A 25681-nucleotide genomic window follows, 5' to 3' on the forward strand; every position below is an offset into this window, starting at 1 on the left:
GCGCTGGCCAGGATCTTTTCGACGCAAGGGGTGCTAGAGCGACATGACGACAACAGACATACCCACAGCCGTCCCCTACAGGGAGGTGAAGGACTCCAACGGCCGGATGTTCCGGGTCGGCGAGACCGACGTCGACATCATGGGCCGCAAGCGCAAGTGGATGGTCATCCTGCCGTGGGTCGGCATGATGGGAATCAGTTCGGCGGAGTACGCGTTCGCGTCGGCCGAGGACACCCTGCGCGAGGCGCACGCCTGGGGCGACACCGCCATTTTCTGGATGCTGGGGGTCTGGGTCTTCTTCCAGGCCGCCGTGGCCTTCCCGGCGGGCAAACTCCGTGAGAGCGGGAAACTTCCGGCACGCTGGGCGATGATGTGCGGCGCTGTCGGCACGCTGCTGGGATATCTGTCACTGGCGTTCGCGCCCCATGTCGTCGTCGCCTTCATCGGCTTCGGCATGTTCAGCGGTATGGGCGCCGGAATGGTGTATGCGACCTGCGTGAACATGGTCGGCAAGTGGTATCCCGAACGGAAGGGCGGAAAGACCGGATTCGTCAACGGCGGATTCGCCTACGGTTCGGTGCCGTTCGTGTTCATCTTCACCGGCTTCATGGATCTGACGAACTTCCGCTGGGTGCTCGTGAGCGTCGGCCTCCTCCTGGCGGCGATGGTCGCCGTGGCCGGTTACTTCTTCCGGGACCCGCCGAAGAACTGGTGGCCGGCCGACGTGGACCCGCTGCGGCCGCCGAGCGACCCACGGGCCAGGCGCGCGCTGGCGATGAACCCGCCGGCCGTGCACCAGTACACGCCGAAGGAGGCGTGGCAGACCGGGCGGGTCGCGCTGATGTGGTTCTGCCTGCTGTGCACATCGGGCGTGAACATCTTCGGCATCGCCTTCCAGGTGGACATCGGGAAGGAAGCCGGATTCGCCGGTGGAATCGTCGCCACCGCGATGTCCTTGAAGGCCATCGTCAACGGCACGGGCCGAGGTGTCATCGGCTGGCTCTCGGACCTCTACGGACGCAAACGCTGCCTGATCTTCGTCTGTATCGTCCTCGGCCTTTCCCAGTACGGAATCCTGTGGGCCGCGGACATCAAGAACCTCCCGCTGTTCCTGATCTTCTCCAGCATCTCCGGATTCGGAGGAGGCGCCATCTTCCCGATGTTCGCGGCGATGACGGCGGACTACTTCGGCGAGAACAACAACGCGTCCAATTACGGCCTGGTCTACAGCTCCAAGCTGGTCTCCGGGCTTCTCGGCTCCGGTATGGGCGCCATCGTGGTGCACAACTGGGGACACACCGGCGCCTTCACGCTGGCCGGCTCGATTTCCCTGTTCGCGGGATTCATCGCGCTCTTCCTTTCCCAACCGGGAAGGCCCAAGGACAAAGGCATCAAACCCAATCCGCAACCCCTCGGTGAGGAGATGGCCTGATGACGGCGGAGCCCATCGCCGCAAGCAACAAGGTGCCGGCCGGCACCCCGTATCGCGAGATCACCGACGAGCACGGCCGCGTCTATCGCGTGGGCGAGACGGACCGGGACATCCTCGGCCACTCCCGCAAGATCATGGTGTACCTGCCGTGGATCGCGATGATGGCCATCAGCGTCTTCGAGTACGCGTTCGGCTCGGCGGAGGACACCCTGTCCCACGCCCACGGCTGGACGCAGTCCAACACCTTCTGGATTCTGAGTGTCTGGGTCTTCTTCCAGGCGGGCATAGCGTTCCCGGCCGGATGGATGCGCGAACGAGGCATCCTCACGGCGCGCAACGCCATGTTCATCGGGTCGTTCATGTGCCTGATCGGATTCCTCGCCCTCTCGCACCTGAACAACGTATGGCTCGCGATCATCGGGTTCGGCGTCATCGGCGGCGTGGGCTCCGGCTTCGTCTACGCGACCTGCATCAATATGGTCGCCAAGTGGTTCCCGGAACGCCGCGGCGCCAAGACGGGATTCGTCAACGGCGGATTCGCCTACGGCTCACTGCCGTTCATCTTCATCTTCAACTACGCCTTCGACACGGGTAATTACCATCGCGTCCTCGACCTGATCGGCGCGTACATCCTGGTCGTCGTGCTGGCCTGCGCCTTCTTCTTCAAGGACCCGCCGAAGAACTGGTGGCCCTCCGAAGTCGACCCGTTGGAGAAGTCGGGCGCTTCCAAGGACGCGGCGAGCCTCGCCAAGAACCCGCCCGCGGTACGTCAGTACACGCCGAAGGAGGCCATCAGGACGGGCATGCTGCCCCTGATGTGGTTCACCCTCGTCATGACCGCGGGTGTGTCCATCTTCGGGATCTCCTTCCAGGTGGACTTCGCCAAGGAGGTGGGCTTCGGGCCGCTGGTCGCCGCGACGTCGATGGGGCTCATGGCCGTCATCAACGGCATCGGACGCGGGGTGGTCGGCTGGCTCTCCGACATCTGGGGCCGCAAGGCGACCCTGATATTCGTGATCCTGGTCCTCGGGCTCTCCCAGTTCGGAGTGATCTGGGCGGGCGACATCCACAGCGAATGGCTGTTCCTGGTCTTCGCGTTCCTCTCCGGATTCGGCGGCGGTGCGTTCTATCCGATGTTCGCGGCACTGACCCCGGACTACTTCGGCGAGAACTACAACGCCACCAACTACGGGCTCGTCTACAGCGGCAAGCTGATCAGCGGCCTGTTCGGCGGCGGCCTCGGCTCGATGGTGGTGGCCGCGTGGGGCTACAACGGCGCGTACGCGCTCGCGGGCGGCATCTCGATGCTGGCGGCGGCCGTCGCACTGCTGCTCCGCCAGCCGGGGCGTGAGCGGGCGCCTGCGCCCGCTTGACCCCCGTGACGCACACACAGCTCTCGCCGCGCGGCTTGCGCGCGGCGAGAGCTGTGTGTGCGGGCGTTTCCCGAGCCTCTTCTCCCGACTGTGTCAGCGCTTCTTGCGGAGGGCCGCCAGGTTGTCGTAGCCGACCTTCGCGAGCTTCAGGGACTGGCCGAGGTCGGTGCCGCTGGGCGCGTTGTCCTGCTCGACCATGGGGTTGTGGTAGTTCTTCTCGCCGACCCGGCTGAAGAAGGTGCGGTAGTCGATGACGCCCTCACCGAAGGCCACCATGTCGTAGCCCTCACCGCTGGTGTCGTTGCGGGTGCCGTCCTTGGCGTGGAACAGCGGGTAGCGCTTGTTGTTGCGGCTGACGAGCGCGGCCGGGTCGAAGACCTTCTTCCGCTGGGAGCCGTCGTGCGCCGTGTACGTGTGGAACTTGTACTGCGCGACGTGCGCCCAGTAGATGTCCATCTCCAGCCAGACCGTCCGCGGGTCGGTGGCCTTGAGGAAGTACTCCAGCTTGCGGATGCCGGAGCTGCGGGTCGGGCGGCCCTGCGCGTCGAGCGGCCCCCCGTCGAGCAGGAAGCCGTACGCCGCGTCGTGGTTGTGGGTGTAGAGCTTGATGCCGGCCTTGCGCGCGATGGCGCCCATGGCGTTCCACTTGTCGGCGGCGACGTCCCAGTCGGCCTTGTACGAGCTGTTGGTGGGGTCGCCACCGGTGCCCATGTGGTCCATGCCGAGGATGTTGGCGATCTCCAGGTGCTTCTTGAACGTGTCGAGGTCGGGCTGCGAGAGCGGCCATGACCCCGGTATGAAGCCGTGGTTGCCCTGGGCGCGCAGGCCGTACTCGTCGAGCCAGGAGCGCAGCAGCTTGGCGCCCTCGACGGACTCCAGGCCGGCGCCGCCGGGGGCGTTGGCGTGCTGGCCGTAGCCCGCGAACTCGACCTGCTTGTAGCCGTAGCGGGCCAGTTCCTTGAACACCTCACGGAAACCGGAGGGCAGGGTGCTGGCGAGCGGGTCACGGCCGGTCGCGTCACGCACCGTGTAGAGGATGATTCCGCGCTTCTTCGCCGGGACCAGGTCGTGACCGTGGCCGTGGCCATGGCCGCCCGTCGGCTGCGGCTGGGCGAAGGATGGTGCCGCGCCGAACACAGGCGCGGCGATCGCGCCCGCGCCGACGGCGGTGCAGGTGCTGAGGAAGCGGCGGCGGTTGATGCCGAGACGCTGTCTGAGTGCCTCGTCGGCGGGAGTGTCGTGGAAGTCGGTCACGGGTGCTCTCCTGGGCTCTTGGACGTGGGCTTTTGACGTGGGCTTTGACATGGGCTTTTCGACGTGCGGGCGGACGCCACTGGCGCGTTGTCAGTGACGCGTGCTTCACTCTGTGTAACTGATCCTGTTCGGGCTGTTGGTGGGGCGAGGTGTGCCTCAGCCCAGGCCGGCCAGGTCGAGCAGGAGGGATTTCACGGCGGTGGCCGCGATCCTGTCGGGAAACGCATGGGGGGTGGAGCTGATGATGAGCGGACCGTCGTCGTCGCTCGTGGGAAGGCGGCCGTGGCTGCCGCGAATAGGTGACGGGTCGAGGGGCACGACCGCCATGCGGTAGCGCATGCCGAGCTTCTTGCGGGCCAGGGCCTTGGCCGCCTTGACCTTCACATAGGGGTCCAGGGGGTCCATGAAGAGCTCGACGGGGTCGTAGCCGGGTTTGCGGTGGATCTCGACGAGCTGCGCGAAGTCGGGCGCGCGGTCGTCGTCGAGCCAGTAGTAGTACGTGAACCAGGCGTCCGGCTCCGCGACGGCGACGAGTTCGCCGGAGCGCGGGTGATCCAGGTGGTGGGCCTTCTTGCCTTCGTCGTCGAGGAGTTGCTCGATGCCGGGCACGTCGGCGAGCGCCTGGCGGGTGACTTCGAGGTCCTCGGGCCTGCGCACGTAGATGTGGGCTATCTGGTGGTCCGCGACGGCGAAGGCGCGGGACGTCATCGGGTCGAGGTACTCCATGCCGTCCTGGGTGTGCACTTCGAGCAGGCCCGCGCGGCGCAGGGCGCGGTTGATGTCGATGGGGCGGTCGACGCGGGTGATGCCGTACTCGGACAGGGCGACGACGGTGCGGCCCTCGTCCTTCGCCTCGTCGAGGAGAGGGGCGATGGTCGCGTCGAGTTCGGCGGCGGCCTGGTGGGAGCGCGGGTCGTCGGGGCCGAAGCGCTGCAGGTCGTAGTCGAGGTGAGGGAGGTAGCAAAGGGCCAGGTCGGGGTGGCGGGTGCTGATGATGTGGCGTGTGGCGTCCACGATCCAGCGGCTCGACACGATGTCGGCGCCGGGGCCCCAGAAGTGGAAGAGGGGGAACGTGCCGAGTTTCTCGGTGAGTTCGTCGTGCAGGGCCGGGGGCCGGGTGTAGCAGTCGGGTTCCTTGCGGCCGTCGGCGTAGTAGACGGGACGGGGGGTGATGGTGATGTCGGTGTCGGCGCCCATGGCGTACCACCAGCAGATGTTGGCGACGGTGTAGCCGGGGTGCGCGCGGCGGGCGGCGTCCCACAGCTTGTCGCCGGCGACGAGGCCGTTGTGCTGGCGCCACAGGAGTACGTCGCCGAGCTCGCGGAAGTACCAGCCGTTGCCGACGATGCCGTGCTCGGCGGGGGTGGTGCCGGTGAGGAAGGTGGACTGGGCCGCGCAGGTGACGGCGGGCAGGACCGTGCCCAGGGGGGCCCGGGAGCCGGACTGGCCCAGGGACTTGAGGTGCGGCATGTGGTCGAGGAGACGGGGGGTGAGGCCGACGACGTCCAGGACGAGGAGAGGAGTGGGGCCAGATTCGGGTGCGGTCATGGCAGTTCCTTCAGGCCGAGGTCCGTCAGGAGATCGCGGGCGAGGGTGAGTTCGGCGGCGATTCCGTCGGCGAGCTGGGGACGGGAGCGGGGGCGCAGTGCGGGCGGCAGCGCCTGCCAGGTGTAGGTCTCGACCTCGAGGTGGCGGGTGCGGGGTTCGGGCCCGCCGACCAGGTGGGCGAGGGTGTCCTTGAGTACGGGGAGGGTGGAGGTGAGGGGCGGCGCGGGAGCGGCGTGCAGGGGGACGTGGAAGTGGGCGCGCCAGGGTGCGCTTTCGGGCAGGGCGTCGCCGGCGAGGGATTCGCCGAGGTCGTCGGTGCCGCGCAGTCCGGCCGCGGTGCGGGTGCGGGTCTGGTGCAGGAAGCGGGGTTCGTCGAAGGCGGCGAGGGCCTCGCGGACTCCGGGGAGATGGGGGTGTTCGGCGTGCAGGGCGGCGGAGAGCTGGGACTTGACGACGGGGATGCCCGCGGCGGCGAGGGCGTCGAGGGCGGTCTGCGGGTCCTCGAAGGAGGTGGCGAGGTGACAGGTGTCGACGCAGACGCCGATGCGGTCGTGGCCGATCGCGGTGAGGGGGGCGATCGCGTCGCCCGTGGTCTCCACGGTGCAGCCCGGTTCCGGTTCGAGGCCGATGCGGATCGACTTGCCGGTCAGCTCCGCGAGGGCGTCCAGGCGTTGGGCGAGCGCGGTGAGAGCGGCGCGGGCGGCCTCGGCGTGAGTGGTGTCGAAGGGGGTGCGCCAGGCGAGGGGAAGGGTGGAGATGGTGCCTTCGGTGACGTCGTCCGGGAGCAGGGCGGCCAGCAGCCGGGCCAGGTCGGTCGTGTGGGAGAGGCGCTCGGGGTCGGTCCAGTCCGGCTTGTAGACGCGGTACTTGACCTCTTCGGCGCCGAAGCCTTCGTACGGGAAGCCGTTGAGGGTGACGACCTCGAGGCCGCGCCGGTCGAGTTCGGTGCGCAGGCCGCGCAGCGCCGCCGGGTCGGTGACCAGGGCGTGCGCGGCGTCCTTGGCGAGCCACAGGCCGATGCCCAGGCGGTCCCTGCCGAGCCGTTTGCGTACGGGTTCGCAGTGGTCGCGGAGTTGCGCGAGGACGCCGTCGAGGGTTTCGGCGGGGTGGACGTTGGTGCAGTACGCGAGGTGGACGACGCTGCCGTCGGGGTGCCGGAAGCGCATGGCTCACGCCCCGCCGCGGAGGATGGAGTTGCCCTCGTGGGTGGCTTCGGTGTCCGTGACGTCGAGGGCGAGGCGGCCGCTGAGTCCGTAGAAGGCGACAGGGTTGCGCCACAGCACCAGGTCGACGTCGTCCTCGCTGAATCCGTCCTTGAGCATGGCGTCGGCGACCTTGCGGGTCTTCAGGGGGTCACTCCTGCCCCAGTCGGCGGCCGAGTTGACCAGGACCCGCTCGGGCCCGTGGTCACGCAGGATGGCCACCATCCGGTCCTCGTCCATCTTGGTGTCGGGATAGACGGAGAACCCGAGCCAGCAGCCGCTGTCCTTGGCTTCCTTGACCGTGGTCTCGTTCAGGTGGTCGATGAGGACGCGGTCCAGGGGCAGCGCGGATTCCCGGATGACGTCGATGGTGCGGCGCAGACCGGCGAGCTTGTCGCGGTGCGGGGTGTGGACGAGCGCGGGCAGCTCGTGGTCGGCGGCGAGCTGCAGCTGGGCAGTGAGCGCGGCGTCCTCGGCCGGGGTCATGGAGTCATAGCCGATCTCACCGACGGCGACGACGTTGTCCTTCATGAGATACCGGGGCAGCTCGTCGAGGACCGGGGTGCAGCGGGGGTCGTTCGCCTCTTTGGGGTTGAGGGCGATCGTGCAGTGGTGGGCGATGCCGTACTGGGCGGCGCGGAAGGGCTCCCAGCCCAGGAGGGAGTCGAAGTAGTCGAAGAAGGAGGCGGGTGAGGTGCGGGGCTGGCCCAGCCAGAACGCGGGCTCGACGACGGCACGGACGCCTGCGGCGTACATGGCTTCGTAGTCGTCGGTCGTACGGGACGTCATGTGGATGTGGGGGTCGAAAATGCGCATCAGGACTCCTGCTCCTCGCCGGTGGAAGGGGTCGCGGGGGCCGAGGGCGCTCCGGCGGCCGAGGGGGCCGTAGGAGCGGTCAGGGCCAGGACGCGGTGCAGATCGCTGGGGACGGTGCGCCCGGCGGCGGTGCGTTCGCCCGCGTAGTCGCCGAGCATGCGGGCGAGCTCGGCGTCGGCACCGGCGCGGCGTTCCAGTTCGGCGACGGCCTCCACGGGGACACCGGTGAACAGGCACTTGAGCACCGCGTGGCGCCAGTCGTGCGGGGCGAGGTGCCGGGCGGCGTACGGGCCTACGGCGGCGGCGACGAGCCGGGTGTCGTTGGTACGCAGGGCGTCCTCGACCAGGGGCAGCGCCTGCGGGCCCTGGACCAGATGGGGCAGGGCCCGCAGGACGGCGCGGCGCTCGGCCGCGGTGCCTTGTCCGTAGACGCGGGCGAGGGTGGCCGGGTCCGCTTCGGCCGCGTGCAGGAGGAGTACGCGGGCAGCGTCGGCGTGGTCCTGGCCGCAGCGTCGCCCGGCTTCGGCGAAGCGCAACTCCCAGACGGGGGTGCCCTTTTGCTCCGGTCGCCCGGGGTGGGCGGCGGCCTCCGCGGTGGCCTGGTCGAGCCAGGCGCGGGCGGCCCCGCCGAGGGCGGCTTCGAGGCGGGTGCGGAGGTCGTCGATGACGGGGGCTTCGGTCACGGGGTTCCTCCTCCGGCGGGGGTGCGGATCGCCTCGGCGGCGGCCTTGTGCAGGAACTCGATGGACCGGGAGGCGAGTTGGGGGCCCGCGTGGGAGTGGCGGGGCAGTTCGACGACGGTGAGGCCCTGGTAGCCGGTGGAGGCCAGGGCCTCGAGGACGGGCGGGAAGTCGATCTCTCCGTCACCGAACGGGAGGTGTTCGTGGACGCCGCGGCGCATGTCCTCGATCTGCACGTGCCGCAGCCAGGGGGCGGCGGCGCGTACGCAGTCGGCGGGAGACCGCGGTTCGAGGCACTGGCAGTGGCCGATGTCGAGGGTGAGGCCCAGGGACTGTGGGTCGCCCAGTTCGTGACGGAGCTGGTGGAAGTCGGCGAGGGTGGAGAGGAGGTGGCCGGGCTCGGGTTCGATGGCCAGGGGCACGGCGGCGCCGAACGAGGCGTCAAGTACGGGGCCGAGGGCTTCGGCGAGCCGCTGCCAGGCGGTTTCGTCGGAGGTGCCTTCCGGGGTGATGCCGCTGAAGCAGTGCACAGCGTGGGCGCCCAGGTCGGAGGCGACCTGGACAGCCCTGAGCAGCAGGCGGACGCGGGCGGCGCGTGCGTCCGGGTCGGGGTCCAGGAGCGACGGGCCGTGCTTGCGGCGCGGGTCGAGCACGTAGCGGGCGCCGGTCTCGATCGTCACCGTCAGACCGAGGCTTTCCAGCCTGCGGGCCACGTGCCGGGTGCGGGCGGCGAGGTCGGGGGCGAGGGGGTCCAGGTGCATGTGGTCGAGGGTGAGCCCGACGCCCGCGTAACCGAGGTCGGCGAGGAGGCCCAGAGCGTCGTCGAGCCGGAGGTCGGTCAGGCCGTTGGTGCCGTACCCGAAGCGGAACGGGGACGAAGCCGCCGGGGACGAAGCCGCCGGGGTGGTGGGGCTTGCGCTCCGTGCGGTTGACTGCGCCTGCGCCCGCGCTTGCGCTTGCACGTGCGGCTGTGGGGTGTTCGGCCCGTCCGTCGTCCCCGTCGTCCCCGTCGTCCCCGTCGTCCCTGTCGTCCCCGTCACGTGACGCTCACCTTCCGGCCGAACTTGCGGGCCGCCGGTGCCAGAGCCACGGTCAGCAGGGCGGGGCCCAGGGCGCCCGTGCGGGCGGAGAGTGTGGCCTGGAGCGGGATCATGGCTCGGATGCCGCCGCCCACTGCCCGCTGGGTGAGCTGGGGTGACGGGTTGAGCGCCGCGTGGAAAAGGGGCCGGGCGGCGGTGGCCGCGTAGGTGGCGGCGAGCGCGGCCTGGACAGCACCGCGGGTGCCGGTCCGCCAGGCAGCGCCGGTACGCCCCGAGGCGGGGCCTCCCGGCACACCGCCGGTACGCCGGACCCGGCCCGCCGTCCGGCCCACCAGGCGGGCCCCCGTCAGCTCCCCCGAGGTGAAGCCCGGCAGACCGCGGGTGGCTGCTTCGCCGCGGCCTACCGGGAGTTGAGGGGGGTGGGTGCTGGCGCGGGTATTGGTGCTGGTGCTGGTGGTGATAGCCGTGGAGGTGCCGACGCCGGTGTCGGGTGCGGCGCCTATGCCGGTGCCGACAAGGTCACACCTGCCGGAGCCAGCGCCAGTGCCCTTTCGTGTGCCGCCGCCGTCGCCGCGGCCCCCGTCCACGCGAGCCGCAGCGCCACCCCTTCGGGCCAGCAGTTGTGCGAGCGCGGCTGTCGCGGCGAGGGCGGCCAGGGGTACCGCCGTGGAGCCGCCCTGTGCCTCGCGGCGCGAGACCGCGGTCACCGCGAGGGTGTGGGCGCCCAGGACAAGGGCGGCGGGTCCTGCCGCGCGGAGGCCGGGACCAGGGCCAGGGTCGGGACCTGCGTCGGGCACGTGAACGAGATCATGACCAGGGCCGGAAGCATGACCGAGCCCAGGATCGGAACCAGCCCCGACCTCAGGCCCGAACCCGAACCCCAACCCACGCCCACTCCCACGCCCCCGCCCCCGCCCGGAGAGCCCTGCCGCAAGCCTCGCCAACGGCCTTGAGCGCCTCTCCCCCGCCCGGACGCCCACCCCGAACCGCCCCGCCGGCTGCCGCCGATGCCCAGCAGCCGAAGCCCCCACCGAGGCAGCCCCCACCGAAGTAGCCGCCGCCCCCAGCAGCAGGTCCAGGGCACGGGCCGTGGCCATGGCCGCCGGGCCCGCCGGAGTGTGTTTCAGGCCCAGGTCGTACGCCCACACCGTGGCCGCCAGGCCGCTCGCCACCGTCAGGGCGGGGCGGCCCGCGCCGGCGGCCAGGGCAAGACCCCCTGCCGTCAGAGCCGCTGCCGCGCCCAGGGCAACCGGCGGGGCAATGCGCCCGGAGGGCAGCGGGCGGTGGGGGCGTTCGATCGCGTCCTCCTCGCGGTCCGCCCAGTCGTTGAGGGCCATGCCCGCTTCGTAGAGGGAGAGCGAGGCGGCTATGGCGAGGAGGGTGCGACGGTTGGGGCGAAGCCCTGTCGCCGCCGCGCCGGCGAGAGCGTCGCCGGGAACGGTGAACAGGGCGGAGACCCGCAGGAGTTCGGCCCAGTCACGAGCAGCGCCCAGGCGGAGCCCACCGCGAGGGGCCGCACGGCCGACGCCCGCCCCGCTCCCACGGCTGTACGAAGCATCACCACCGCCGACAAGACGCAGTCCCCGCGCAGCCTCACTCACACCACCCAGCCGTCCACCCCGCGAGCCCTCCCGCTCACCAGCCCCAAACCCAGCCGCCTCGGAAGCCCCACTCGCCCCCTCCGCCCTCCTCATACCGAAGCCTCCCGCAGCCGCGAAGCAAAGCCCATCAGTGCCTCGTACTGCTCGGCCAAGGCCGATGACGAGCCGTCGTCCGGGTCCTTGAAGTAGAAGCCCAGCTCGCCCAGCGGGCCGGAGATGCCGAGTTCGTGGGAGCGGGCCACCAGCCTCGCCAGGTCCAGGATCAGCGGGGCCGCAAGGGCCGAGTCACAGCCCTGCCACGTCGTCTGCAGGACCATCCGCGCGCCGAGGAAACCGTCGAACGCGATGTGGTCCCAGGCGGTCTTCCAGTCGCCGAGCGACGGGACGTCGTCGATGTGGACCTCGCCCTCCGGGGCGGAGCCCAGCGTGTCGGCAAGCACTCGTTCCTTGCCCGCGTTCTTCGCCGCCGCGGCGGCCGGGTCCGCGAGGGCCGCGCCGTCGCCGCCGCCCAGGAGGTTCGTGCCGGACCAGGCGCGGACGGCCAGCGCGCGCTGGGCGAACATCGGGCCGAGGACGGAGCGCAGGAGCGTCTGGCCCGTCTTGCCGTCCCGGCCCGCGAACGGGAGCCCGGACGAGGCGGCCGAAGCAGCGAGCGCCGGGTGGTGCAGGCCCGCCGACGGGGTGAAGTTCACATACGGACAGCCGGCCCGCAGCGCTGCCGCCGCGTAGAGGGAGCTTGCGGGCAGCCTGTCCTCGCCGTCCCCCGGCACCGGTTCCGTCGACGCGACGTTCACCACCACCGCACGGGCGAGCCCCCTGCGGCGTACGAAGTCGCGGAGGTCGGCGGCGAAGGACTCGATGAGTTCCTCGTCGGTCCGGCCGTCGGAGTCCCCGCCGCGCGGCCCGCCCATGCGGATCTCCGCGTCCGCCGCGGCGAGTTCCGCCGCCACCGCCGACGGGAGGCCGTGCGGGAGCACGCCCCCGGCGGCCAGGTGTTCCGCGCGTTTGGGCAGCGGGCACTCCGCGGTGTCGTGGCCGCCGAAGACGAGCGACGACAACGTTGGCAGACCGCTGTCCGTGAACGGCGGGGTCTCCGTGACCATGCCGGTCGGCGGGTGCAGTCCGGCCGTCACGGCCGCGCACCCCGCGACAGCCGTCGTGGCGACCGAACCACGCGCCCCGATCAGCCACACCCCCGTGAGGCCGCCACCCGATGTGTCAGAAGAACCAGTAGGAGAAGGATTGGGCACGGCTGCCTCCTGTCGTACACGCGGCGAACGCGCGGGGGAAGGGAGAAGAGAGACGGCGGACGGGATGAGACGGCGGGCGGAGGTCCGGCGTCCTCCGCCCGCCGCCGTCTAGCGGCCCACGCCGGTGGCGGCGTCGGCCGGCAGGTCCTTCACCCGGATGTCGCGGAAGGAGACCTGGTCGTCGGCACCGTGGTTCTGGATGCCGATGTGACCGTCCTTGAGGCTCCTCGCCGGATCCGTGTTGGTGAAGTCGTTGATCTTCACTCCGTTGAGATAGATCCGAAGGCGTTCGCCCTCGACCCGGAGCTCGTACGTGTTCCACTCCCCCGGCCCGTTCAGCGCCTTGTCGCGCTTCTTCAGGTCGGCGGACTTGAAGCCGTAGACGGAGCCCGTGGTCTTCTCCGGGACGTCGGTGGCGTCGATCTGGATCTCATAGCCGTTGTTCACGGCCGACCAGGGGTCGTCGGAGGCCGGGAAGCCCACAAAGATCCCCGAGTTGTCGTCGCCGTCCATGCGCCAGTCCAGCTTGAGGGAGTAGGAGCCGAGCTCCTTCGCCCCGTACCAGAGCATGCCCATGCCGCCGACGGTCTTCAGGGTCCCGTCGCCCTCGTTGAGTTCGAAGGAGCCGGGGCCCGCCTGCTTCCAGGCCTCCAGGGACTTCGCCGTACCGTCGAAGAGCGGTGTGTAGCCCTTCTCAGGACGGCAGTCGGCCTGCACCGCACCTGTCGCCCAGCGGATCCCGCCGAGCAGATGCGTGCGGTACGCGGGATCGGCGAACGACTCCTTGGTGTGACCGCTGCCCGTGTAGAAGGAGCGGCCCCCCTGGTAGTCCTGGCACCAGGCGATGGGATGGTCGCCCGACATCGAGCCGCCGGTGTAGGACGACTCGTCGAGCGAGGCGAGGACGTGGGCGCGGTCCCGGGGGTTGGAGCGGTAGTTGTACCACTCGTCGGTCCGGTCCCAGACCCCCGGCAGATGCGCGGTGGACGGGTGCCCGTGGTCCTCGACCCGCACCTTCGCGGGCTGGATCGCGGGGTGCGACTGGAAGTACGCGCCCGCGAGCCCGCCGTAGAAGGGCCAGTCGTACTCGGTGTCGGCGGCGGCGTGCACGCCCACGTACCCGCCGCCCTTCTTGATGTAGCCCTCGAAGGCGGCCTGCTGTTTGCCGTCGAGGACGTCACCGGTGGTGGAGAGCCAGATCACGGCGTCGTACCGCGCGAGGTTCTTGGCCGTGAAGGCTTTGGCGTCCTCGGTGGCGTCGACCGTGAATCCGTTGGCCGCGCCGAGTTCCTTGATGGCCGCGATGCCTTCGGGGATGGAGTCGTGCCTGAAGCCCGCGGTCTTGGAGAAGACCAGGACCTTCTCACCCGCCTGCTTGCTCTCCGGTTCGGAGGCCGCGGGGCCCGATACGCAGCCGATGAGCAGGGCGGCCGTCGCGGTGGCAAGGGTGATGCGTGCGGATGCCCGCATGGTGGGGTGGCCCCTTCCTCAGCTCGTGGTGAAGGTGAAGTCGTCGACGTCGTACAGGGCTCCGGTGCCCGTGCCCTTGAAGACCAGGAAGAGCGTCGTCGTCTTCGTGGGTGCCTTGGTGATGGTGGTGCTCACGTCGGCGTACGTCTCCCACCCGCCGGTGGGTGCGACCTTGGCCTTGCCCAGGAGCCTGCCGGTGGCCGACCCGCTGCGGACCTCGAGCGTGCCACCCGCGCCGGCCGACGCGACGCGCGCGGTCAGCTTGGTGGCGTTGCCGAGGATGTAGGGCTTGAAGGAGACCCAGTCGCCGTTGTTGATGTCGCCGACCGTCTTTCCGCCGTGCGCCGGGGTGTGGTTCACCACGGAGACGCCCTTGGAGTCGTTGTAGTGCTCGCCCTGGCGGTGCTTGGGCTGGACGACGTTCTGGTCGTGGGTGGTCAGCGCGGGCTGGCCGTTGGCACCCTTGTCGGTGTACTCGGCGTCGAAGACCCCGAAGATGTTGGCGTTCGGGTCGTGCTCGCCGTCCGCCGACGTCTGGATGGTGCCTTCGCAGCCGTTGGCCGAGGTGACCGGGTGGCCGTGGCTGTCATGGCCGAGGATGTGGGTGACCTTGACCTTGGTGCAGTCGATCGGGCCGTCTTCCTTGTCGGTCACCGTCACCTTGAAGGGCACCTTGTCGCCGAAGGTGAACATCTGTCCGTCACCGGGGAGTTCCAGGGTCACCTTGGGCGCGGTGTTGCCGACGGTGATGTGCGCGCTGGCCGAACCGGTGCGCCCGGTGGAGTCCTTGACGGTCACGGTCGCGGTGTAGACGCCGTTCTTCTTGTACGTGTACGAGGGGTTCTGCTGGGTCGACTTGCCGCCGTCGCCGAAGTCCCACGCGTAGGTCAGCGTGCCGCCGTCGGCGTCGGTGGCCTTCGCGGTGAACTTGGTCTTGAGCGGGGCCTGGCCGCTGGTCACGGAGGCGCTCGCCTCGGCGACCGGTGAGTGGCCGTCCGTGGCGTTCTCGATGCGGAAGAGACCGGAGTTCTCGTCTCCGCCGAACCAGGCCGTGCCGTAGTCGAGGACGTACAGCGCGCCGTCGGGGCCGAACTCCATGTCCATGATCTGCGTGCCCGTCCAGGGGAACGGGTTGATCTTCGAGACCGTGCCGTCCGCGCCCTGCTCGATGCGCTTGATCCAGCGCCGTCCGAACTCACCGGCGAAGAAGTCGCCGTCGTACGCCTCCGGGAACTTCACCGGGGAGGTGTTCGCCGCGTCGTAGCGGTAGACGGGTCCTGCCATGGGGGACTCGGAGCCGGAGCCGAACTCGGGGACGGAGCCGCCGTCGTAGGGGATCCAGGCTTCCTGCGCGGCCGGCAGATCGGTGAGGCCGGTGTTGCGCACGGAGTCGTTCTTCGGTGCGGCGCAGTCGAAGGCGGCGCCCGAGGTCTGCGTGGCGAAGTCGTAGTCGATGTACGCGTCGTTCTTGCCGGTGCAGTACGGCCAGCCGAAGTTGCCCGGCTTGGTCACGCGGGCGAACTCGACCTGGCCCGCGGGGCCGCGCTTGGGGTCGGCGGCACCCGCGTCGGGGCCGTAGTCACCGACGTACACCGTGCCGGTGGGCTTGTCGACGCTCATGCGGAAGGGGTTGCGGAAGCCCATCGCGTAGATCTCGGGGCGGGTCTTGTCCGTGCCCGGGGCGAAGAGGTTGCCCTCCGGGACGGTGTACGAGCCGTCGTCGGCGACCTTGATGCGCAGGATCTTGCCGCGCAGGTCGTTGCTGTTGCCGGCGCTGCGGCGGGCGTCGAAGGCGGGGTTGCGGTCCGCGCGCTCGTCCAGCGGCGAGAAGCCGTCGGAGGCGAAGGGGTTGGAGTCGTCGCCCGTCGAGAGGTAGAGGTTGCCGTTCTTGTCGAAGTCGATGTCGCCGCCGACGTGGCAGCAGATGCCGCGGCTCGCGGGGACGTCGAGGACCTTCTTCTCGCTGGCGTTGTCCAGGGTCCCGTCGGTCTTCAGGACGAAGCGGGAGAGGCGGTTGACGCCGTCGAACTTCTTGAAGTCCTCGGCCGTGCCGGTCTCCGGGGCGTCGCCCGCCGGGGTGTCGAGCGGGGGCGCGTAGTAGAGGTAGATCGCGCGGTTCTCGCTGAACTTCGGGTCGAGGCCGACGCCTTGGAGTCCCTCTTCGTCGTGCGAGTAGACCGGTATCTTGCCCGCGATCTTGGTGTTGCCCGCCGCGTCCGTCAGGCGGAGCGTGCCGTCGCGTGAGGTGTGCAGGACGGAGCGGTCGGGCAGGACGGCGAGTGTCATGGGCTCGCCCGTCTCGGTCTCGCCCTTGGCGAGGGTGACTTGCTGGAAGTCCTCGGCCGCGGCGGCCTTGCCGGTGGCCGCCTTGTCCGCCTGGGCCCGGGCGGCGCGGACGGCCTCCGGGTCGGCGGCGTTCGCGGTGGGGGCGGTGAGGCTGAGGGTGGCGCCGGCCAGCAGGGTGCCGGTGAAGAGCGCGAGGGTCTTGCGGAGTCCGCGGGTCTTACGGAGTCTGCGGGTCTTGAGGACTCTGAGGCGTTTCCTGTGCACGGGGTTCCTCCGGAAGGGGGACGGTCGTACGCGGGTGTGGTGCGGGGGCGCTGGGCGCCGGGGTGCGCCGTCACCCCGGAAGGTTCATGTCCTGTACACATCAGGGACGGTAGCCACGTTTGTCCGGGACGGAAAGCCCTTGCACAGCAATGAAGTTCAGCTTTTTCCTTGGGCAGGACAAAGTGGCTCCGCGTGATCTCCGGCCATAGCGGCTCAGTTCCCGCCGAACGCCGCGTCGAAGGACGTCGTCGGCGGCTCGAAGTCGAACGCCTTCAGGTGCTTGAGCGCCTCCGGCGCCCCCTGGAGGCGGTCCATCCCCGCGTCCTCCCACTCCACGGAGACCGGACCCTCGTACGCGATCGAGCGCAGCATCCGGAACACGTCCTCCCAGGGGACGTCACCGTGGCCCGCCGACACGAAGTCCCAGCCGCGCCGCGGATCGCCCCACGGGAGGTGTGATCCCAGGCGGCCGTTGCGGCCGTCCAGGCGGCGCCGCGCCTCCTTGCAGTCGACGTGGTAGATGCGGTCCCGGAAGTCGTAGAGGAAGCCGACCGGGTCCAGGTCCTGCCACACGAAGTGCGAGGGGTCGAAGTTCAGGCCGAAGGCCGCGCGGTGGTCGACCGCCTCCAGGGCGCGCTTCGTCGTCCAGTAGTCGTAGGCGATCTCCGAGGGATGCACCTCATGGGCGAAGCGCACACCCTGGACGTCGAAGACGTCGAGGATCGGGTTCCAGCGCTCGGCGAAGTCGTCGTAGCCGCGCTCGATCATCGACTCCGGCGCGGGCGGGAACATCGCCACCAGATGCCAGATCGCCGAGCCCGTGAATCCGACCACGGTGTCCACGCCGAAGGCCGCCGCCGCGCGTGCCGTGTCCTCGATCTCGCGGGCGGCCCGCTGCCGGACGCCCTCCGCTTCCCCGTCGCCCCAGATGCGGGCGGGCAGGATCGCCTGATGCCGCTCGTCGATGATCGCGTCGCAGACGGCCTGTCCGACCAGGTGGTTGGAGATGGCCCAGCACTTGAGGCCGTACTTGTCGAGGAGCTGGCGGCGCGACTCCAGGTAGGAACGGTCACTCAGCGCCTTGTCGACCTCGAAGTGGTCTCCCCAGCAGGCGAGTTCGAGGCCGTCGTAGCCGAAGTCGCGGGCGAGGCGGCAGACCTCTTCCAACGGCAGGTCGGCCCACTGGCCGGTGAAGAGCGTGAAGTCGCGGGGCATGAACAGGCCTCCTCAGACCGTGACGGGGGTGGAAGCTATGAGGGTGTAGACCGAGTTCTTCGCCGCGCTCTCCTCCACCGCGGCGAGCACGCGCTGCACCGAGAGGCCCGCGGCGAAGGACGGTTCGGGCTGCTCCCCCGTGGCGATGGCGTGCAGCAGGTCGCGGGCCTGGTGCACGAACGTGTGCTCGTACCCGAGTCCGTGCCCCGGCGGCCACCAGGCCTCCAGATACGGATGGCCGGGCTCGGTCACCAGGATGCGCCGGAAGCCCGAGGACTCGGCGGGCTCCGTGTGATCGTGGAAGGAGAGCTCGTTCAGACGCTCCAGGTCGAAGGCCAACGAGCCCTCCGAGCCGTTGAGTTCGACCTTCAGTGCGTTCTTGCGGCCCGCCGCGAAGCGCGTCGCCTCGAAGGAGGCGAGGGCGCCCGACGGGAAGCGTCCGGTGAAGACCGCCGCGTCGTCCACGGTGACCTGGCCGAGCGCGGTGCCGCCCGCCGCGGTGAGCCCGCTCGACGCGCCGTCGAGCAGCGGCCGCTCCCGTACGAACGTCTCCGTCAGGGCCGAGACGCCCGCCACCGGCTCCCCCACCAGGTACTGCGCGAGGTCCACGATGTGCGCGCCCAGGTCGCCGAGCGCCCCCGAACCCGCGCGGTCCTTGCGCAGCCGCCACGTCAGCGGGAATCCGGGGTCGACCAGCCAGTCCTGGAGGTACGTGAGCCGGACGTGCCGCAGCGTGCCGAGCCGGCCGTCGGCGACCATCTGCCGGGCGAGCGCGAGAGCCGGAACACGGCGGTAATTGAAGCCGACCATCGCCACCTGCCCCCGCGCGCGGGCCCGCTCGGCGGCGTCGGCCATCGCCTCGGCCTCCTCGACCGTGTTGGCGAGCGGCTTCTCGCACAGCACGTGCTTGCCCGCGTCGAGCGCGGCGATCGCGATCTCCGCATGGCTGTCGCCGGGGGTGCAGATGTCGATGAGGTCGACGTCGTCACGGGCCAGGAGGGCGCGCCAGTCGGTCTCGGCGGCGGCCCAGCCGAGCCGGTCCGCCGCGGCGCGCGCGGCGGCGCCGTCGCGTCCGCAGACCGCCGAGAGGACCGGCCGTACCGGCAGGTCGAAGACGCGCCCCACGGTGCGCCAGCCCTGGGAGTGGGCGGCGCCCATGAAGGCGTATCCGACCATGCCCACCCCCAGCGGCCGCTTCCCTGTCCCAGCCTCGTGTTCCGTCTCACGCATGCGGTACTCCTCCTGGTAAATGCTCGGTGGGGGGTGCGGATGCGCGCATCACTTGAAGCCGGTGGACATGTACTTGCCTACGTTCTCCTTGTCGACCACGGCCGAGTAGAGGGTGATGAAGGCCGGGATCTCGAACTCGGCCATCCCGCTGACGCCCTTGCCCTGGCCGAGCGCGCGCGCCAGGTCGATCGCGGACGCCGCCATCGTCGGCGGGTAGAGGACCGTGGCCTTGAGCACGCTGTCGTCGGACTCGATGGCCTGCATCGCGGAGAGCGCGCCCGCGCCGCCGACCATCAGGAAGTCGTCACGACCCGCCTGCTTGATGGCGCGCAGGGCGCCCACGCCCTGGTCGTCGTCGTGGTTCCACAGGGCGTCGAAGTTCTTCTGCGCCTGGAGGAGCTGGGACATCTTCGACTGTCCGGACTCGACCGTGAAGTCGGCGGCCTGCCGGGCGACCTTCTCGATGTTGGAGTAGTTCTTGAGGGCGTCGTCGAAGCCCTTCGTGCGCTGCTTGGTGAGCTCCAGGTTGTCGAGCCCCGCGAGCTCGATGACCTTGGCGTTCTTCTTGCCCTTGAGCTTCTCGCCTATGTAGTGCCCGGCGCTGAGGCCCATGCCGTAGTTGTCGCCGCCGACCCAGCAGCGGTAGGCCTGCGGGGAGGCGAAGACGCGGTCGAGGTTGACGACGGGGATGCCCGCCTTCATGGCCTTCAGGCCGACCTGGGTGAGCGCCTTGCCGTCGGCCGGCAGGATCACCAGGACGTCGACCTTCTTGTTGATCAGCGTCTCGACCTGGCCGATCTGGGCGGCGGTGTCGTTCGAGCCCTCGGTGGACTCCAGCGTGACGTCCGAGTACTTCTTCGCCCGCTCCTTGGCGTTGTCGTTGATCGCGTTGAGCCAGCCGTGGTCGGCCTGCGGGCCCGCGAAGCCGATGGTGACCTGCTTGCCCGCCTTGTCATCGGCGACCGGCTGGTCCTTGGTGTCCGACCCCTCGTCCTTGGGCTCATTGCTGGTGCAGCCCGTGATGAGGGCGCCGGTCGACAGGGCGGCGGCTCCGAAGAGCAGTCCTCTGCGGCTCGTGTTCTCTGGCATGGCGGTGAACCCTTCGGGTCAGGGAGTTGAGGCCGTACGTCGCTGGACCAGCACCGCGGCGACGATGATCGCCCCCTTGGCAATCTGCTGGACGTCGCTCTGGAGGTTGTTCAGGGCGAAGATGTTCTGGATCGTCATGAAGATCAGTACGCCGAGCACGGAGCCGGTGATGGTGCCCCGGCCGCCGCTGAGCAGGGTGCCGCCGATGATCGCGGCGGCGATGGCGTCGAGCTCGTAGAGGTTGCCGTTCGTGTTCTGGCCCGACCCGGAGAGAATGATCAGCAGGAAGGCCGCGATGCCGCAGCAGAGCCCGGAGAGCAGGTAGAGATAGAGGCGCTGCCTGCGTACGTCGATGCCGGCGAGGCGCGCCGCTTCCGCGTTGCCGCCGACGGCGACCGAGCGGCGCCCGAAGGTGGTGCGGTTCAAAAGCAGCCAGCCGATGACGGTGACGGCCGCGAAGACCAGCACGAGCGGCGGTATGCCGAGGACGTAGGAGTCGCGCTCGCCGAGCTTCAGCACGCTGTCGACGGTGACCATCTGGGTTTTGCCGTCGGTGATCTGCAGGGCTAGGCCGCGGCCCGACGCCAGCATCGCGAGCGTCGCGATGAACGGCACCATCCTGCCGTAGGCGATGAGCACTCCGTTGACGAGGCCGCAGGCCATGCCGACGATCACCGCGGTGAAGAGGATGCCCGCGAAGCCGTACTCCTGGGTGGCGACGGTCGTGGCCCAGACGGAGGCGAGGGCGACGATCGCGCCGACCGACAGGTCGATGCCGCCGGAGATGATCACGAACGTCATGCCGACCGTGACGACACCGATGACGGACGCCTGGGTGAGGATCAGCTGGACGTTGTCGGTGTCGAGGAACGAGTCGGGCTGGGTGATGCCGCCGATCAGGACCAGGACGGCGAGCACGCCGAGCAGGGACAGCGTCCGCACGTCGGCATGCGCGGTGAGCGTCCGCAACGGGCTTGAGCCGTCCGCCGGTTCACTCTTCGATGCGGCGGGCCGTGGCGGCGATGCGGGCTGCGTCATGACGCCGGGCTCCCTTCGAGTACGAGGTCGAGTACGCGGTGTTCGTCGAGGTCACGGGCGGGCGCCGTATGGACGACGCGGCCCTCGCGGAGGACCAGGACACGGTCGGCGAGGCCGAGGACTTCGGGCACTTCGCTGGAGACGAGCAGGACGGCGAGGCCGTCGTCGGCGAGCCTGCGGATCACCGCGTACAGCTCGGCGCGGGCGCCGATGTCCACGCCGCGGGTGGGCTCGTCGAGCAGCAGGACGCGGCAGCCGCGGAGCAGCCAGCGGGCCAGGACGGCTTTTTGCTGGTTGCCGCCGGAGAGCGTGCGCACGGGTGCGGTGGGGTTGTCGGGCCGCAGGGACAGCTCGCGGGTGGCGGTCTGCGCGGCCTTCCGCTCGGCGCCCCGGTCGAGCCAACCGCCGCGTGAGAAGCGGGACATGGAGGAGACCGACACGTTGTTGGTGACGGACTCCAGCATCAGCAGGGCCTGTGCCTTGCGCTCCTCGGGGGCGAGCCCGAGCCCCGCGCGGACGGCGGCACGCACGCTTCCGGGCTTCAACACCCGCCCGGAGACGGAGACTTGACCGGCCGTCGGCTTGCGGGCGCCGTAGATCGTCTCCAGGATCTCGGAGCGCCCGGAGCCGACGAGCCCGGCAAGGCCGACGATCTCACCGGGGCGCAGCTCCAGGTCGACGGGTTCGAACTCGCCCGCGCGGGCGAGGCCTCGTACCGTCAACACCGCGTCGGTGGCGGGCGGTTCGGTCGGCCGGTCGGGGAAGACGTATTCGACGTTGCGGCCCGTCATCATGGCGACGACCTCGCGGGTCGGCGTCTCCTTCGCGGGGAGCCCGCCCGCCACGGCGCGGCCGTCCTTGAGGACGGTGACCCGGTCGCCGATGCGGCGGATCTCCTCCAGGCGGTGGGAGATGTAGACGACGGCGACGCCGTCCGCCGTGAGGTCGCCGACGATGCGGAAGAGGTTGTCGACCTCGTCCGGGTCGAGCGCGGCAGAGGGCTCGTCCATGACGATGAGGCGCACTTCGTGGGAGAGCGCGCGGGCCATGGACACGATCTGCTGCTGGGCGGCGGAGAGATCACCGACGAGCGCCCCGGGCTCGATCTCACCGTGCCCAAGTCGCTTGAGAAGGGCGGCAGTTGAGGCCTTGGCTTCGCGCCCCTTGACCACGAACCCGGCTGCGGTCGGCTCGTGCCCGAGGTGGACGTTCTCGGCGACGGACAGGCCCTCCACCAGGTCGAGCTCCTGGTAGATGGTGGCGATGCCGAGGCGCATCGCGGCGATGGGCGACTTGAGTGTGGTGCGCTCGCCGCGCCAGGTGATCTCGCCGTCGTCGGGCTGGTGTGCCCCGGCGAGGACCTTGATGAGGGTGGACTTCCCGGCGCCGTTCTGGCCGAGGAGGCAGTGCACTTCGCCGGCCTGGACCTGGAGGTCGACGCCGTCGAGGGCGCGGACGCCGGGGAACGACTTGGTGATGCCGGACATGGTGAGCAGCGGTGGTTCTGGTGCCATGACGGTTCCCTTGGGCGGGTCGGCGGGTGCGGCCGGTTGCAGGGCAGGGCGGGGTAGGGAGGTGGCCCCCTCGGGCGGGGGCGGAGCCTGTTTCGGAGCAGGGCGAGGCAGCGCGCTGTACTGGGTGAGGTGTGGTGCGGTTCGTTGCGTACGGGTCGGACAGGTCGTACGTGCCGGTCAGGCCGGCGAGAACAGGTGGTCGCTGATGAGCCGGGCGCCGCCGATGACTCCGGCGGTCGGCCCCAGTTCGCCGAGGACGATGGGGAGGTTGCCGGTCGCCAGGGGCAGCGACTGGCGGTAGACCTGGGTGCGGATGGCGGCGAGCAGCGTGTGGCCGAGGCCGGTGACCCCGCCGCCGATCACCACGAGGCCGGGGTTGAAGAAGCTGACGAGGCCCGCGATGACCTGGCCGGTGCGGTTGCCGCCCGCGCGGATGAGGTCGAGTGCGGTGGCGTCACCGGCGGCAGCCGCCGCGGAGACGTCGACCGCGCTGAGCTTCCCGGCGGCTTCCAGGCGGGTCGCGAGCTCCTGGGAGAGCCCTTGGCCGACGGCGTCCTCCGCGTCGCGGGCGAGCGCCGCGCCGCTGAAGTACGCCTCCAGGCAGCCCTTGTTGCCGCAGGCGCAGGGCCGCCCGTCCGGTTCGACCTGGATATGGCCGATGTCGCCCGCGCTGCCGGTCACCCCTCGGTAGACCTCACCGCCGACGACGATGCCGCAGCCGATGCCCGTGCCGATCTTGACGCAGAGGAAGTCGCCCACGGAGCGTGCGACGCCCGCGTGCTGCTCCCCCATCGCCATCAGGTTCACGTCGTTGTCGACCATGACGGGGCAGCCCAGATCCTGGCTGATGGCCTCCCGTACGGGAAAGCCGTCCCACCCCGGCATGATCGGCGGGGCGACCGGGACACCTTCGGGGAAGCGGACGGGGCCCGGGACGCCGATCCCGGCGCCGTCGAACCCTTCCGCGAGCCCGGAGGCCTTCAACTTGGCTGCCATGGCGAGGACTTGCTCGAAGACCGCGACGGGCCCTTCGCGCACGTCCATGGGCTGGTTGATGTGGCCGAGGACCTCCAGCTCGGCGTTGGTCACCGCTACGTCGACCGAGGTCGCGCCGATGTCCACGCCGAGGAAGCGGAGGGCGGGGGCCAGGCGGATGTTGTGGGAGCGGCGGCCGCCGCGCGAGGCGGCGAGTCCGTCGGCGACCACGAGTCCGGTCTCCAGGAGCCGGTCCACCTCGACGGCCAGCTTCGACCGGGAGAGGTCGACCTGATCGCCCAGCTGGGCACGGGAGTTGGGCCCTCCGTCACGCAGCAGTCGCAGCAGTCGCGCCTGGTGCGCATTGGCGGGTCGAGCCGTCATACGTCTCACGCGCCCCTCCCCGCCTCATCGGGCAACTCATGTCGTCACGCCCGGCTTTCGTTCTTCTCGTCGGGCTTTCGAGGGGAACGTAGCAGCGCCTGCCGGGAGTGGGAAGAAGTTGCGCACGAATTACCCACGACTTTCTCCAGTCACAGGACAAAGAGGGGTGCGGGCGCCCCGGACGCAGAAAGGCCCACGCGGACCGGCGCCGAAACGCCGGCCGGTCCGCGTGGGCCCGCCCGGTGGGTCCGCTCGCCCCTCAGTCGCGCTCGCGCCGGTGGTACGTCTCGCGCGTGTGCTCCGTGTGTGCGCGCATGATCTCCGTGGCCCGGCTCTCGTCGCGCTCGGCGATCGCCGCGATCAGCGCGCGGTGCTCGATCCAGGACTGCTTGCCGCGCCGGCGGGCCACCGGCGTGTAGTACCAGCGCACCCGGCGGTCCACCTGCCCGGCGAGTTCGGCGAGGACGACATTGCCGGCGAGCTCCATGACCTTGGCGTGGAAGGCCGCGTTCGTGGTCACCACCAGGTCCACCTCGCCGTCCGCGACGGCCTGTTCACCCTTGGCGCACAGCTCCTCCAGGGCTGTGATCCCGGCGGTGCCCGTGTTGGCCGCGGCGAGCCTGGCGGCCTCCGCCTCCAGGAGCGTGCGGACAGTGAGCAGCTGGTCCGCCTCCTCCTCGGTGGGCTCGTGCACGAACGCGCCCTGCGCGGGCCGCAGATCGACCCAGCCCTCGGTGTTGAGGCGTTGCAGCGCCTCGCGCACGGGCTGCCGCGACACCCCCAGGTGCCCGGCGAGTTCGCTCTCCACGAGGTGCTGGCCCGGCTGGAGCGCACGGGTCGTGATGAGTTCGAGCAGCGCTTCGTAGACCCGCTCACGGAGCGGACCTGGGCGTTCCAGCTTGGGCACCGCCCCCTGCGGCAGTCCTGTGGACAACATCGCGGTCCCCTCGTCGACGATTGCCTTTTGTCTACAGTCTACCGAGCACAATGGCCAGCACCAGGGGGAGTTGAGCCGGTCACACGGCCCGCAGGCGCCACCCCGCGGTTACGGGCAGCGGATGACCTGGCCGGCGTACGAGAGGTTCCCGCCGAAGCCGAAGAGCAGCACCGGGTCCCCGTGGACGATCTCGCCGCGCTCCACCAGCTTGGACAGGGCGAGCGGGATGCTGCCCGCCGAGGTGTTGCCGGAGTGCACGACATCGCGCGCGACGACCGCGTTGACCGCGCCGATCCGCCCGGCGAGCGGCTCGATGATGCGCAGGTTGGCCTGGTGCAGGACGACCGCGGCCAGGTCCTCCGGGGTGAGCCCGGCCCGCTCACAGGCCTTGCGGGCGAGCGGCGGCAGCTGCGTCGTCGCCCAGCGGTAGACGCTCTGGCCCTCCTGCGCGAACCGCGGGGGCGTGCCCTCGATCCGGACGGCGTTGCCCATCTCGGGCACCGAGCCCCAGAGCACGGGACCGATGCCGGGCGCCTCCCCGGGACCGCACGCCTCGACGACCGCGGCGCCCGCGCCGTCCCCGACCAGGACGCAGGTGGTGCGGTCCGTCCAGTCGGCCACCTCGGACATCTTGTCCGCGCCGATCACCAGGGCCCGGGTGGCGCCCCCGGCCCGTACGGCGTGGTCGGCGGTGGCGAGCGCGTGCGTGAAGCCCGCGCACACCACGTTGATGTCCATGGCGGCCGGCGAGGGAATGCCGAGGCGGGCCGCCACCCGGGCCGCCATGTTCGGCGAGCGGTCGATCGCGGTGGAGGTGGCGACCAGCACGAGGTCGATGGCGTCGGGTGACAGGCCCGCCGCCGCGATGGCCTTGGCCCCCGCGTGCGCGGCGAGCTCGTCGACCGGCTCGTCGGGTCCGGCGATGTGGCGGGTGCGGATGCCCACGCGGGAGCGGATCCACTCGTCGCTGGTGTCGACCATGCCCGCCAGGTCCTCGTTCGTGAGGATCCTGGCGGGCTGGTAGTGGCCGACGGCGGCGATGCGTGAGCCGTGCATGAACGGGTCCCCCTTGTTGCCGGAGAT

20 protein-coding genes are annotated in these 25681 nt (G+C 70.3%); 2 read left to right on the forward strand and 18 right to left on the reverse strand.

All coding sequences use genetic code 11. The features are described 5' to 3' along the window. Window positions 1-43: 43 nt before the first annotated feature. Together OG302_RS08920 and OG302_RS08925 are read left to right on the forward strand one after the other, a co-directional pair. Window positions 44-1432: an OFA family MFS transporter gene (locus OG302_RS08920; RefSeq protein WP_371526267.1), complete on the forward strand. Its 1389-nt coding sequence runs from the start codon at window positions 44-46 to the stop codon at window positions 1430-1432. Next, complete coding sequence (locus tag OG302_RS08925; RefSeq protein WP_371526268.1) at window positions 1432-2805, forward strand: OFA family MFS transporter; 1374 nt, start codon at window positions 1432-1434, stop codon at window positions 2803-2805. The genes OG302_RS08920 and OG302_RS08925 overlap by 1 nt, the downstream gene beginning before the upstream one ends. 93 nt (window positions 2806-2898) lie before the next feature. On the opposite strand, the gene OG302_RS08930 is transcribed toward OG302_RS08925, so the two are convergent. From OG302_RS08930 to OG302_RS09015, 18 genes are all read right to left on the reverse strand, one after another. Next, window positions 2899-4059 carry a sugar phosphate isomerase/epimerase family protein gene (locus tag OG302_RS08930; RefSeq protein ID WP_371526269.1) on the reverse strand — a complete coding sequence of 387 codons (1161 nt, stop codon included), beginning with the start codon at window positions 4057-4059 and terminating at the stop codon, window positions 2899-2901. Between the two features lie 156 nt (window positions 4060-4215). Then, window positions 4216-5607, reverse strand: a complete 1392-nt coding sequence (locus tag OG302_RS08935) for an alkaline phosphatase family protein (RefSeq protein ID WP_371526270.1) — start codon at window positions 5605-5607, stop codon at window positions 4216-4218. Next, the gene (gene eboE / locus OG302_RS08940; RefSeq protein ID WP_371526271.1) at window positions 5604-6773 is read right to left on the reverse strand and encodes a metabolite traffic protein EboE; all 1170 of its coding nucleotides are present in this window, start codon (window positions 6771-6773) and stop codon (window positions 5604-5606) included. The genes OG302_RS08935 and eboE overlap by 4 nt, the downstream gene beginning before the upstream one ends. A 3-nt stretch (window positions 6774-6776) precedes the next feature. Then, complete coding sequence (locus OG302_RS08945) at window positions 6777-7625, reverse strand: TatD family hydrolase (RefSeq protein ID WP_371526272.1); 849 nt, start codon at window positions 7623-7625, stop codon at window positions 6777-6779. Then, window positions 7625-8308, reverse strand: a complete 684-nt coding sequence (locus tag OG302_RS08950) for an EboA domain-containing protein (RefSeq protein ID WP_371526273.1) — start codon at window positions 8306-8308, stop codon at window positions 7625-7627. Before OG302_RS08950 ends, OG302_RS08945 begins: the two co-directional genes overlap by 1 nt. Continuing rightward, on the reverse strand, window positions 8305-9147 hold the full coding sequence (locus OG302_RS08955) for a sugar phosphate isomerase/epimerase family protein (protein WP_371750066.1): 843 nt from the start codon (window positions 9145-9147) through the stop codon (window positions 8305-8307). The genes OG302_RS08950 and OG302_RS08955 overlap by 4 nt, the downstream gene beginning before the upstream one ends. 194 nt (window positions 9148-9341) lie before the next feature. Beyond that, window positions 9342-10946: a UbiA family prenyltransferase gene (locus OG302_RS08960; protein ID WP_371526274.1), complete on the reverse strand. Its 1605-nt coding sequence runs from the start codon at window positions 10944-10946 to the stop codon at window positions 9342-9344. Between the two features lie 89 nt (window positions 10947-11035). Next, entirely contained in the window at window positions 11036-12196 is a 1161-nt protein-coding gene (locus OG302_RS08965) for an inositol-3-phosphate synthase (protein WP_371526275.1), read from the reverse strand. Between the two features lie 108 nt (window positions 12197-12304). Beyond that, window positions 12305-13666 carry a ThuA domain-containing protein gene (locus OG302_RS08970; protein ID WP_371526276.1) on the reverse strand — a complete coding sequence of 454 codons (1362 nt, stop codon included), beginning with the start codon at window positions 13664-13666 and terminating at the stop codon, window positions 12305-12307. Window positions 13667-13684: 18 nt separating this feature from the next. Further along, window positions 13685-16216 carry a PQQ-dependent sugar dehydrogenase gene (locus OG302_RS08975; protein ID WP_371526277.1) on the reverse strand — a complete coding sequence of 844 codons (2532 nt, stop codon included), beginning with the start codon at window positions 16214-16216 and terminating at the stop codon, window positions 13685-13687. Between the two features lie 213 nt (window positions 16217-16429). Beyond that, entirely contained in the window at window positions 16430-17431 is a 1002-nt protein-coding gene (locus tag OG302_RS08980) for a sugar phosphate isomerase/epimerase family protein (RefSeq protein ID WP_371526278.1), read from the reverse strand. Window positions 17432-17443: 12 nt separating this feature from the next. Beyond that, window positions 17444-18661, reverse strand: a complete 1218-nt coding sequence (locus tag OG302_RS08985) for a Gfo/Idh/MocA family oxidoreductase (protein ID WP_361830139.1) — start codon at window positions 18659-18661, stop codon at window positions 17444-17446. A 48-nt stretch (window positions 18662-18709) separates the two neighbouring features. Further along, complete coding sequence (locus tag OG302_RS08990) at window positions 18710-19750, reverse strand: substrate-binding domain-containing protein (protein WP_361830141.1); 1041 nt, start codon at window positions 19748-19750, stop codon at window positions 18710-18712. An 18-nt stretch (window positions 19751-19768) separates the two neighbouring features. Then, window positions 19769-20788: an ABC transporter permease gene (locus tag OG302_RS08995; RefSeq protein ID WP_371526279.1), complete on the reverse strand. Its 1020-nt coding sequence runs from the start codon at window positions 20786-20788 to the stop codon at window positions 19769-19771. Further along, window positions 20785-22302, reverse strand: a complete 1518-nt coding sequence (locus tag OG302_RS09000) for a sugar ABC transporter ATP-binding protein (protein WP_371526280.1) — start codon at window positions 22300-22302, stop codon at window positions 20785-20787. Before OG302_RS09000 ends, OG302_RS08995 begins: the two co-directional genes overlap by 4 nt. A gap of 177 nt (window positions 22303-22479) precedes the next feature. Beyond that, complete coding sequence (locus OG302_RS09005) at window positions 22480-23661, reverse strand: ROK family transcriptional regulator (protein WP_249586653.1); 1182 nt, start codon at window positions 23659-23661, stop codon at window positions 22480-22482. A gap of 259 nt (window positions 23662-23920) precedes the next feature. Continuing rightward, a complete protein-coding gene (locus tag OG302_RS09010) occupies window positions 23921-24598 on the reverse strand; it encodes a GntR family transcriptional regulator (protein WP_371526281.1) in 678 nt (225 codons plus the stop codon). 108 nt (window positions 24599-24706) lie between these two features. Next, entirely contained in the window at window positions 24707-25654 is a 948-nt protein-coding gene (locus OG302_RS09015; protein ID WP_371526282.1) for a beta-ketoacyl-ACP synthase III, read from the reverse strand. Between the last annotated feature and the right edge of the window lie 27 nt (window positions 25655-25681).

The organism is Streptomyces sp. NBC_01283, assembly GCF_041435335.1.
Classification (GTDB): domain Bacteria; phylum Actinomycetota; class Actinomycetes; order Streptomycetales; family Streptomycetaceae; genus Streptomyces.

Bases quoted from the DNA above. Each gene is read 5' to 3' on its own strand.
- OG302_RS08920 (WP_371526267.1), top strand. From the start codon at position 44: ATGACGACAACAGACATACCCACAGCCGTCCCCTACAGGGAGGTGAAG.
- OG302_RS08925 (WP_371526268.1), top strand. From the start codon at position 1,432: ATGACGGCGGAGCCCATCGCCGCAAGCAACAAGGTGCCGGCCGGCACC.
- OG302_RS08935 (WP_371526270.1), bottom strand. From the start codon at position 5,607: ATGACCGCACCCGAATCTGGCCCCACTCCTCTCCTCGTCCTGGACGTC.
- eboE (WP_371526271.1), bottom strand. From the start codon at position 6,773: ATGCGCTTCCGGCACCCCGACGGCAGCGTCGTCCACCTCGCGTACTGC.
- OG302_RS08945 (WP_371526272.1), bottom strand. From the start codon at position 7,625: ATGCGCATTTTCGACCCCCACATCCACATGACGTCCCGTACGACCGAC.
- OG302_RS08970 (WP_371526276.1), bottom strand. From the start codon at position 13,666: ATGCGGGCATCCGCACGCATCACCCTTGCCACCGCGACGGCCGCCCTG.
- OG302_RS08980 (WP_371526278.1), bottom strand. From the start codon at position 17,431: ATGCCCCGCGACTTCACGCTCTTCACCGGCCAGTGGGCCGACCTGCCG.
- OG302_RS08985 (WP_361830139.1), bottom strand. From the start codon at position 18,661: ATGCGTGAGACGGAACACGAGGCTGGGACAGGGAAGCGGCCGCTGGGG.
- OG302_RS08990 (WP_361830141.1), bottom strand. From the start codon at position 19,750: ATGCCAGAGAACACGAGCCGCAGAGGACTGCTCTTCGGAGCCGCCGCC.
- OG302_RS08995 (WP_371526279.1), bottom strand. From the start codon at position 20,788: ATGACGCAGCCCGCATCGCCGCCACGGCCCGCCGCATCGAAGAGTGAA.
- OG302_RS09000 (WP_371526280.1), bottom strand. From the start codon at position 22,302: ATGGCACCAGAACCACCGCTGCTCACCATGTCCGGCATCACCAAGTCG.
- OG302_RS09005 (WP_249586653.1), bottom strand. From the start codon at position 23,661: ATGACGGCTCGACCCGCCAATGCGCACCAGGCGCGACTGCTGCGACTG.
- OG302_RS09010 (WP_371526281.1), bottom strand. From the start codon at position 24,598: ATGTTGTCCACAGGACTGCCGCAGGGGGCGGTGCCCAAGCTGGAACGC.
- OG302_RS09015 (WP_371526282.1), bottom strand. From the start codon at position 25,654: ATGCACGGCTCACGCATCGCCGCCGTCGGCCACTACCAGCCCGCCAGG.